Origin of the sequence: uncultured Corynebacterium sp. (assembly GCF_945649885.1) — a bacterium.
Classification (GTDB): Bacteria; Actinomycetota; Actinomycetes; order Mycobacteriales; family Mycobacteriaceae; genus Corynebacterium.
Genome location: NZ_CALZFS010000108.1, coordinates 1 through 9,829, shown reverse-complemented (window position 1 = coordinate 9,829; position 9,829 = coordinate 1). Strand labels below are relative to the sequence as shown.

Here is a 9,829-nt window from a genome sequence, read left to right as displayed (position 1 = left end):
TGCTTTTCATTCCATCGAGGCTTTCGTTCCTTCATCCCGGTGGGCTCTTCCGGCACGCTTGTCACCGGACGCGGACACGGTCAATCTCACCACTTCTGATGGCACGATCCTTCCCACTCCGACGCTGGGATGGCTGCACTTTGAGATGGGCAATCTCTCCCACCGTTTGCGGGTGATCGGCCAGGGCGGGAAAATCTGGACAGCCTTTTCCGATGAATCCTCCGCCATCGGGGTGCATCGTTTCCGCTTCATCAAGCTTGACCGTCCTGACGCGACCGGGTACACCGTCATCGATTTCAACCGGGCATATCTGCCCTCCGTGGCGTTCAGTAAGCACTTCCTGAGCCCGATGCCCACGCCCACCAACACCTTGGAATTTTCCGTCGAGGCAGGGGAGAAGTGGGCTGTCTTTAATTAAAAGGGCAATGTTTCACGTGAAACAATCATGAAGAAGCCGTCTCCGGATAAGGAGACGGCTTCATTGTTTTGCTGCTTGTCGAGGCCCCTCAGGGGGTTGCTGAGAAGTGTTCTAATTTTGCACAGGGGGTGCTGGCGCACCAGCCGGCGGAGCAATCTTGGGGTAGCTCCGCGTGCTGCTGTTTGCTGTCGAGGCAGCCTCAGCCTTGACGACAGCTTCGCGGCCAGGCGCCGGATCCCAGTTGCCATCGACAGCGCGTTTCTGGAAGATCATCGCACCACCGAGCAGAACTGCGGCGATGATGAGCAGCAGGATGAGTCCACCGATGCCCTCCACCTTCGCTGCGGAACCAACAGCAATGCCGAACCACCCAAAGTCTGCATCGCCGAATGTGGTGTTTTCAGAGCCGAAGGAACCCAGCACTCCGAGAAGGAATGCTGGCAGGAAGGTGATCAACAGGCCGTTGGCAAAGGCTCCGAAGATCGCTCCACGACGACCACCTGTGGCATTGCCGTAGACGCCGGCCGCACCACCGGTGAAGAAGTGGGGGACCAGGCCGGGCAGGATCAGGGCGACGCCGAAGGCCGGGTTAAGCCAGGAGCCCAGCACGGCAAGACCGACCAGGCCACCGACGAAGGAGGAGAGGAAGCCGATGAGCACGGCGTTCTGTGCGTAGGGGAACACGATCGGGGCATCCAGTGCCGGAATCGCTCCGGGGACAACCTTGGCGGCGATGCCCTGGAACGCGGGGACGAGCTCACCGAGAATCGTGCGTACACCAAACAGGATCACGGCCACGGCCACACCGAACTGGAGGCCCTGGGTGAAGGACTGCATGATGTAGTTGCCCACATTGCTCGCCCCGTTGGGGAAAGCGGTGAAGGCTTCCTCGGTGCCAGCGCGGAGCATGAAGAGGATGGCCAGGATGATGTACATGATGGCCATAGACAGCGCGGTGGAGACCATGGAGTCACGCAGGAAGCGCAACCCTTCCGGCACCTTCATCTCCTCGGTGGAGGGGCTTGCCTTCTCCCCCTTGCCACCGACGAGACGGCCCACAGCACCCGCGGCAACATAACCTGCGGTGCCGAAGTGTCCGATGGCGATGGAATCATCGCCGGTGATGCGGCGGGTCCAGGGGTGCGCAAACGCCGGCATGGCCACCATGAGGATACCGAGCAGGAGGGCACCAACACCGACGACGATCCACGCATCAAAACCGGCGGTGGCCAGAATGATGGTCAGCATGGTTGCCATGAAGAGCACATGGTGGCCGGTGAGGAAGACATAACGCAGGTTGGTGAAACGGGCCAGGACCAGGGAGATGGCGAAGCCGAGAATCATCAGCCATGCCACCTGCGCACCGTACTCTGCCTGGGCGATACCAGCGATGGCTTCATTGGTGGGCACAACACCCTGAGCGCCTGTGGCGCCCATGATCATGGCACCCAGTGGCTCCAGAGAGGCGGTCACCAATGTTGCGCCGGCACCGATCAGCAGGAAGCCAAGTGTGGCTTTGATGGCTCCGCCGATCACCTGGCCGACAGATCGTCCCATGGCTCCCAGACCCACGGCGGTGATGATACCGATGAGGAATGCAGGGACCGCGAGGATTTCATTGACAAGGAAAAGCGGGATGGTTAACCAGTCCATTTTCAAATTCCTTCAGTTGTAGGTGATGACGGTTTTCTAGATGTCATAGAGTTCACGGAGTGCAGCGTCGATTTCCTCTGCACTGGTGAAGTCATTGATCACATGGACGGGGATGCCGACATCACCGAGGGTGCGGGCGATCTCGCCGGAGGTGAGGATGAGGTCGGCTTCTTTGGCTTTACCCTTGGCGGAGATGGTGTCGGTGGCTTCCACCGTCATATAAGGTCCCCAACCCCAGGTGTCAAAGACCTGCTCCAGGGTGTTCTTGAGGAAAAGAGAAGTTCCCAAGCCATTGCCACAGACGGTGAGGATTTTGTCATTCGTCCTGGACTGCGTGGCGGCAGCAGCGGTGGTGGCTGCGGCTGGAGGGGCCGGCGTAGCCGGCGCTACAGGAGCAGCAGCCTTCTTCGGGGCAGCAGCCCTTTCCAGAATCTCCTGAATCTCCTCCGGGGTCTGGGCACTGTTGAGCTCTTCGCGATGCTTTCCCAGAGCCTTGGCCAGAGCAGCCATTGCCTTGTTGTGTGATGCTGAGTCCTTGGCAGCAAGAGCGACGATGAGATCAACCGGATCATTCTTCCCGTGGCCGAATGGGACAGGTGTTGCCAGACGAACCCAGGACATGGCCGTCTCATGCACTGCCTCACTGGGGCGGGCGTGGGCGAAGGCGAATCCGGGAGCCACCACAATGTAGGGCCCGTTGTCCTCCACGCTGGTGATCATGGCGTCGGTGTAAGCGGAATCAATACTGTGCGCCTTCTCAAGAAGAGCACCTGCGGCGCGGATACCGTCGCGCCAGTCGGTGACGGTGACGTCAAGCTCGATACATTCTGCTGTCAGCAGATCTTTGAGTCCAAACATATATAGATCTTAATCCGTGCAGACATATTCGGATACAGCTAAAGATAAACCCACATGCGCTGAACAGTCGGCTCAGGTGTCAGGGGGAAATGGCACCGAGGGGGGGGAAGTACCTCAGCACCCAGGTTTCCTCGCCTGGTCGGAAGGAATTTGGAACGTTCCAAACGTTCTCCTCCAATTCATCTGATATTGACCATCCCCTAACCAACCCCTCTTAATCTCTCCAGACATGGGACAAAAGAACAGCGCATCCAGCCGCAGCAGGCTCACGCAACGCCTCCTGCAGCCTGCGAATATCCTTGCCATCCTCATGGCAATTCTGTTCATCTACATCATGGCCATCCCGGTCATCATGATGATCAAAGACGCCGTCACCGTCCAGCCCGCAGATGGTGGCAGGACCGGGCAGAGCGCAGGGGAGCCCACCAGTTACTACCTCTGGCGGGCGCTCAGGTCACCGGTTTCCTCAGATCTGTTCTGGGTCCCCCTCTGGAACACCTTGTCAGTCGCCCTCGTGGTGATTTTCTTGACCCTGATATTTGGAACGTTCCTAGCCCTGGTGGTCCAGAAGACAAATGTCTATGGGCGCAAGTGGCTAGCCACCGCACTGGTCATTCCCTATGTCCTGCCTAGCTGGACCTACGCCTTGGCTTGGCAGTCGATCTTCACCAACCGCACCACCGGTGGGCAATCCGGCTGGTTGGAAAATCTGGGCCTCAACCCACCGGACTGGCTCGCCTATGGGCGTGTTCCGATGATCATCATCTTCACACTTCACTATGCGCCCCTGGTATTTCTTCTCATCAGCAACTCCCTGGCGCGGATCGACAGCTGCAATGAGGAGGCTGCACTCAACTCAGGCGCTGATCGCAGAACTGTGTTGTGGAAGATCACGCTTCCGCTGCTCCGCCCCGCGATCCTATCCGCATCCACTCTGGTGCTGGCCAAGTCCATCGGTGAATTCGGTGCCGCTTATGTCATTGGTCTGCCGGTGAACTTCTCTGTTCTTTCGACCAGTCTCTACCAGTCCATCAACACCCGCCAGACCGGTGTGGCTGCGGTGTTGGCAGGCGCCCTGATCATCATCGGCGCCCTGGGACTGTTCGTGGATTATCTCTTCCTCCGCAATGCCCGTAAATACATCACCATCACCGGCAAGGGCAACAGTGCCCGGGTGTCCTCCCTGGGGCGTTATCGCTCCCCACTTTCTGCCGTGGCACTGCTGGCCTTTGGCATTTCCGTAGTTCTTCCCCTGGCGACACTGCTGCTCTCCACGATCATGCGCCATCCCGGAAACTTCGCATTCTCCAATTTCACCCTGGACTATTGGATCGGCACCAACCTGCCCACCCAGGGTTTCCGTGAAGGCCTGTTAATCAACGACAAGCTGTGGTCAGCTCTGTGGAACACCATCTGGATGGCGGCCATCGCCGCCGCGGCTGCCGCGCTGATGGGCATGCTCACCGGTTATGCCGTCACCAGAACCACCTCATCCCCACTGGCGAATCTGCTCAAACAACTAGCATTCATCCCCTACCTGGTTCCGGGCATTTCCTTCGCCGTCGCCTACCTCTCCCTCTTCGCCGTGCAGCGTGGACCGATCCCAGCCCTCTACGGAACGACCATCATTCTCATCCTGATTCTGGCCGCCGACGAAGTGCCTTTCGCCTCCCGCTCCGGCATCAGTTCCATGATGCAGTTGGGTAGGGAAGCGGAAGAGGCGTCCATGAACACGGGCGCGTCCTGGACACAGACAATGCGCAAGATTGTGCTTCCCATCCAGAAATCCGCTCTGGCTGCCGCCTTTGTTCTACCTTTCATCTCCGCCACGCAGTCACTGTCCCCGGTCATCATCTTGGCCACTCCGGAGACCAATCTCTTGACCACACTGTCCATGAATCTTGTTGATTATGGCTATACCCATGCCGCCAACGGCGTGACCATGATGATCTGTCTGGTCGCCCTCCTGGGCATGGTCATCACCCGCAAAGTACTCAAGGTGGATATGGGACGGGGGATCGGATAGTGCATCAGCAACCACCGGCACGCGCCGGCCCCCGCCAGAAACCCCCTGTAACCAGCTAAACACCCCCTGAATCAAGGAGTTCTCCCAGCCATGAAGGCTAAGTACCTCATCACCACCGCTGCTCTTGCAGTCACCGCTATCACTTTGTCTGCCTGCGCCCCTGAGACCACTGAGGCGCAGAGCAGCAGCACCAACACCGCTGACGTGGTGTCCATTGAGACCATCATCGAAGACGTTGACATTGACACCCTCCTGGAGGCTGCCAAGGATGAACCGGCACTGACTGTCTATGACGGCACATCCAAGATTGAGAAGATCGCGGAGAACTTTGCAGAGCACTACGGCCTGGAGGTCACCGGTTCCAAGGCTGATGCCTCTGAGGTCACTGAGATCATGATCCGTGAAGCTGCGGCTGACAATGTTCAAGGTGATGTCTTCGCTCTGTCTGACCTGGCGGCTGTGAACAATGAGCTTCTGGCCAATGGCAGTGCCACTGCCTGGCTGCCTACGAGCATTGCGGAGAACATGCCTGAGTCTGCGATCAATCCTCCTGTGGTGATCAATGATCCTTCCATGTTCGCCTATAACTCAGCGGTGCATGATGTGTGCCCTGCGGAGAATATCTGGGAGTTCACCGATACTGATTCCGGGCTGCGTCTGGCCATGCAGGACCCTTTGAATGATTCCGGCACGTTAAACTGGTTCTCTCAGATGTCCCAGTTCGCCTCGGAGGAACTGGAGTACACCTATGCGGATTACTTCGGTGAGGAGTTCTCCGGCGATGACATCACTGAAGAGTTCGTCGCAAAGCTTGCTGCCAATGAGCCTCTGCTGACCAAGTCTTCAGAGGAGGCATCTGAGGCGGTCGGTGCACCGGGGCAGACAGAGCCACCGATGGGTCTGATGTCTTCCGCCAAGTTCCGCAACAATGATGAGCTGGGTTATAACCTCGCCGCCTGTGACACCATCGAGCCTTTTGTCGGCTATGCCAAGCCGAAGGCCATCGTGATGGCGTCCGGTACTGATTCCCCAAATGCGGCGAAGCTGTTCATCCACTGGATGTACACCCAGGAGGGCATTGAGCCTCAGATCGCCGACGGCAAGATTTCCACCAACTCTGAGATTGTCCAGCCTGAGGATCCTGCCAATGTCGGTGAGCTGAGCGACCGTATCTTCACCTTTGATGGTGCCGGTGTGGATACCGACTGGGCCAACCGTGAGAACTGGTCTGATCTGTGGCGTATGAACTCCTAATGCTCGCCTGCTGATCCACCACCGAACAAGAACTGAGAGACCATGCCCACCATTGAACTTTCCAGGCTGACCAAGACCTATCAACGTAATCAACCACCCGCTGTCGATGGCATTGATCTGCGCATCGAAGATACCGAGTTGTTGTGCTTGTTGGGCCCTTCGGGTTGTGGCAAGACGACAACCCTGAGGATGTTGGCCGGTCTGGCAAGTGTCACCTCTGGTTCCATCACGGTGGGGGATCAGGTGTGGGACGATTCGGACAAGGGCATCACTGTGCCGGCGAATCGCAGGCAGGCTCCCATGGTCTTCCAGTCCTATGCACTGTGGCCACATCTCAGTGTCGCGGAGAATGTCGCCTTCGGCCTGAAGACTGCGGGCATCAACACGGCGGAGCGCAGCAGGCGGGTGAGGGAGGTGTTGGCGACTTTGTCCATCGACAAGTACGCCGAGCGTTTCCCCGCCGATCTTTCTGGCGGTCAGCAGCAGCGTGTTGCTCTGGCACGCGCGCTGGTGCTGCGGCCGGAGGTGATGCTTCTCGACGAACCCCTCTCCAACCTTGACTCCCAACTACGGCTCCGTATGCGCGCTGAACTTCTTGATCTGCACCGGGAGTCCGGCACCACGATGGTAATGGTCACCCATGACCAGTGGGAGGCCATGACCTTGTCCACACGCATCGCCGTGATGAATGAGGGCAGGATCGCCCAGGTCGGCACCCCGCAGCAGATCTACTCTGATCCACAGACCCGCTTCATTGCGCAGTTCATCGGTAACCCTCCGATCAACATGGTGGAATTAGAGGATGAAGGTTCGCTGGCCCTGCAGGTGCGTAACTACCTCGAGCGGCGCTGGGGTGGTGGTGTGGCCCAGCAGGTGGATTCGGTTGGCATTCGTCCCGAGGACATCCGCCGTAATGCCATACAGCCGGCGGGTGCGCTCGTGTTGGAAGCCACGGTCATCTCTGCAGCCCCCACTGGTGGTTCCTGGATTGTGGAAACACAGGTGGGTGGCAGCTCTGCGGGAACAGCCAACCGGCTGCACAGTTCCCTGCTCCACGCTCCTGACGCCCAGCCGGGCGAATCAGTGACGCTGGCCGCTGATGATTCCCGCATTCTTCTTTTCGATTCCTCCGGTAACCGGATTAACCCCTAGGAAAACATGTCCATCTCTCTCATCACCCCCCAGGCCCTGTTGTTGGATTTCGGCGGTGTCATCGCCACCAACATCAACACCCTCGGTTGGGAAGATCCCATTGCCGTCATGATCACCGAGCTTCTCACCGAAGCCGGGGTTGAAGCTCCTTCGCATGACCGGATCATCGCGGATATCAAGGCTGGGCGTTCCGCTGACAGTCATTGGAAGAATGCCATGTCCCGCCACCGGGCTCCCAGGGAGCTGACCCATGAAGAGTTCTGGTGTGAGTTTGTTGCCTGTGACTGGGAGGAATCTGCACGCGAGGTGCTGCATGAACATGCCGGGGAACTGTGCCTGGAGATGGGTCGGGTACGGCAGCATCGTGAGCTGCGCCCTGGAATGATCGAACTGCTGAACTATTGCAGGCAGCAGCAGATCCCGGTGGCCATCGCATCCAATGCACTCTGCGGTGAGGTGCACCGGGAGTTCCTGGCCACCCATGAACTCAGTGACTACTTTGTGGCGGAATGCTACAGCGATGAGCTCCGCGTGCGTAAACCCAATCCGGCCCTGCTGGAAGCCGCGGCTACTGAAAGCGGTGTACCCATCAGCGAGTGCTGGTATGTGGGCGACACCGTGGATCGTGATGTGGTGGCGTGTCAGCGTTCCGGAGTGGGGGCTGGAATTACCATGGACGTCTCCACTGTGGGCGAACCGTTGTATCCAACTTTGACCTGGTTGAAGTCTGACGCCCTGGTGGCGGATCCCCATGAATTACTGACTCTGCTGAAAACCCACGTAGGTACAGTCGAATGATGACCCCAAGGGTGACCATCATTGATGTGGCGAAAGCAGCAGGAGTTTCCAAATCTACTGTTTCTGCCGCACTGACCAACAATCCCACCGTGAGCACCAAGACGCGGGAGAGGGTTCTGGAGATCGCCACGGAGCTGGGTTACCGTCCGAATAGAATGGCGCGTTCCCTGGTGCAGAAGCACAGTGGCGTGATCGGCATCGTGGTTCGCAATCTCCGCAATCCCTATTATGTGGACGTGGTCGGGGGCATTGAGGATGCCTGTTCAACACTTGGCCTCATGCCGATCATCAGCCACAGTCGCGACAGGGAAGAGGTGGCTTCTTCTGCCATTGACCAGTTGCTGGAATTGCAGGTTCAAGGGATCATCGTCATTTCCTCCCGGGTGAACATGCAGGCGGTGTCTAACGCTGCACAGTCAGTTCCGGTGGCGGTCATCGGGCGTTTCAGCAACGACATCAATGGCATCTTCAACATCGTCGGCAATGATCATGAGGGTGGCCGTATCGCCACAGCACACCTGGCAGATCTGGGGCACCGTCGGATCTCCTATGCCACCTCATCGGTACGGCTGGCTTCCATCCGGAGGCAGGCCGGCTATGAGGAGGAGTTGGCCAGCAGGAATCTGGATCCTTTTTTCCTGCAGGTTGAAAATCCCGCGGAAGCTGTCACAGAACTGATCCGCGCCGGCATCACAGCGGTGGTGGCACACAATGACGTCACCGCGGTCGCCATGATGAACGCCGCCCACGAGCAGGGAATCGACCTGCCACGTGAACTGTCCATCGTCGGCTATGACGACACCACCCTCTGCGATTCCGCCCGCCCCACCCTCACCAGCATCCATCAGCCACAGGTGAACATGGGCAAGCTCGCCATAGAACACCTATGGTCTGCCAGCCAGGGTGAGGATGTTGATACCGGCAGAATTGAACTGTCTCCGACACTGACCCTGCGACAATCAACCATCTCCGCCTAGCGATGTTTCACGTGAAACATCTCGGCCCCTCACACCGAGACCTATGCCAAGTATTTTCATCAGTGGTGCCGCTCAGGACATAGGTAAATCTGTTGCCCTGAGATTCCTGAGGGAGGGGTGGACGGTCGGCGCTTATGACATCGCACCGGGTGTCTACGAAGCCACCCCAAACAGCGGGACTCTCATCACCGGCCATCTCGATGTGGCTAAAGCAGAGGACTAGGAGCAGGCACTCCAACACTTCACTGACCACACCAGCGAATCTCTAGATGTGCTGGATAACAACGCCGGCATCACCATTGATAGTCCGCTGCATGAGGCGACGGGAACAGGCGTCGATAAGCTCATCGCTGTTAATTTCACCGGTGTCACCCTCGGCGCACGGGCAGCTTATAGGTACCTCAAGTGCACCCCGGGTGCGCAGTTGGCGAATATTGCTTCGGTGGTCTACAGGCAGCCGAATATTGCGGTGTATTCAGCCACCAAGTTCTATGTGGCTGGTCTGACGGAGGCACTCAGTCCGGAGTGGCTCCATGAGGATATCCGTGCGCTGGACATCTGGGGCGTTCCCTGGCTCCAGACCGCCTGGCCCGTTTCCTCACCAGGTGGTCGCGGGCTGAGACCCGGCACCCAGGCATTAAAAAAGCCGACCTCCCCCGTGAACTGCACGAAGGGAGACCGGCCAATCAGGGA

At 58.3% G+C, this 9,829-nt stretch carries 10 protein-coding genes; 8 read left to right on the top strand and 2 right to left on the bottom strand.

All coding sequences use genetic code 11. The annotated features are described in order from the left end of the window. On the top strand, positions 1-418 hold a 418-nt coding region (locus Q0M74_RS10960; RefSeq protein ID WP_293954372.1), incomplete at its 5' end, for a DUF1684 domain-containing protein. Between the two features lie 111 nt (positions 419-529). Here the strand turns inward: Q0M74_RS10960 and Q0M74_RS10955 are convergent. Both Q0M74_RS10955 and Q0M74_RS10950 read right to left on the bottom strand, forming a co-directional pair. Further along, positions 530-2,071 carry a PTS ascorbate transporter subunit IIC gene (locus Q0M74_RS10955; RefSeq protein WP_293954369.1) on the bottom strand — a complete coding sequence of 514 codons (1,542 nt, stop codon included), beginning with the start codon at positions 2,069-2,071 and terminating at the stop codon, positions 530-532. 36 nt (positions 2,072-2,107) lie between these two features. Continuing rightward, positions 2,108-2,929, bottom strand: a complete 822-nt coding sequence (locus Q0M74_RS10950) for a PTS sugar transporter subunit IIA (RefSeq protein WP_293954367.1) — start codon at positions 2,927-2,929, stop codon at positions 2,108-2,110. Between the two features lie 229 nt (positions 2,930-3,158). On the opposite strand from Q0M74_RS10950, the gene Q0M74_RS10945 reads away from it, so the two are divergent. The 7 genes from Q0M74_RS10945 to Q0M74_RS10915 all read left to right on the top strand — a co-directional run. Next, the gene (locus Q0M74_RS10945) at positions 3,159-4,955 is read left to right on the top strand and encodes an iron ABC transporter permease (protein ID WP_293954364.1); all 1,797 of its coding nucleotides are present in this window, start codon (positions 3,159-3,161) and stop codon (positions 4,953-4,955) included. Positions 4,956-5,045: 90 nt separating this feature from the next. Continuing rightward, positions 5,046-6,209: an ABC transporter substrate-binding protein gene (locus Q0M74_RS10940; protein WP_293954361.1), complete on the top strand. Its 1,164-nt coding sequence runs from the start codon at positions 5,046-5,048 to the stop codon at positions 6,207-6,209. Between the two features lie 42 nt (positions 6,210-6,251). Then, on the top strand, positions 6,252-7,361 hold the full coding sequence (locus tag Q0M74_RS10935; protein WP_293954358.1) for an ABC transporter ATP-binding protein: 1,110 nt from the start codon (positions 6,252-6,254) through the stop codon (positions 7,359-7,361). Positions 7,362-7,367: 6 nt separating this feature from the next. Then, positions 7,368-8,159: an HAD family hydrolase gene (locus tag Q0M74_RS10930; protein WP_293954355.1), complete on the top strand. Its 792-nt coding sequence runs from the start codon at positions 7,368-7,370 to the stop codon at positions 8,157-8,159. Next, positions 8,156-9,136, top strand: a complete 981-nt coding sequence (locus Q0M74_RS10925; RefSeq protein ID WP_293954352.1) for a LacI family DNA-binding transcriptional regulator — start codon at positions 8,156-8,158, stop codon at positions 9,134-9,136. Before Q0M74_RS10930 ends, Q0M74_RS10925 begins: the two co-directional genes overlap by 4 nt. Before the next feature lie 43 nt (positions 9,137-9,179). Next, complete coding sequence (locus Q0M74_RS10920; protein ID WP_293954349.1) at positions 9,180-9,359, top strand: hypothetical protein; 180 nt, start codon at positions 9,180-9,182, stop codon at positions 9,357-9,359. Between the two features lie 48 nt (positions 9,360-9,407). Continuing rightward, positions 9,408-9,829 (top strand): SDR family NAD(P)-dependent oxidoreductase (locus tag Q0M74_RS10915; protein ID WP_293954346.1); only part of this gene is annotated, 422 nt, incomplete at its 3' end.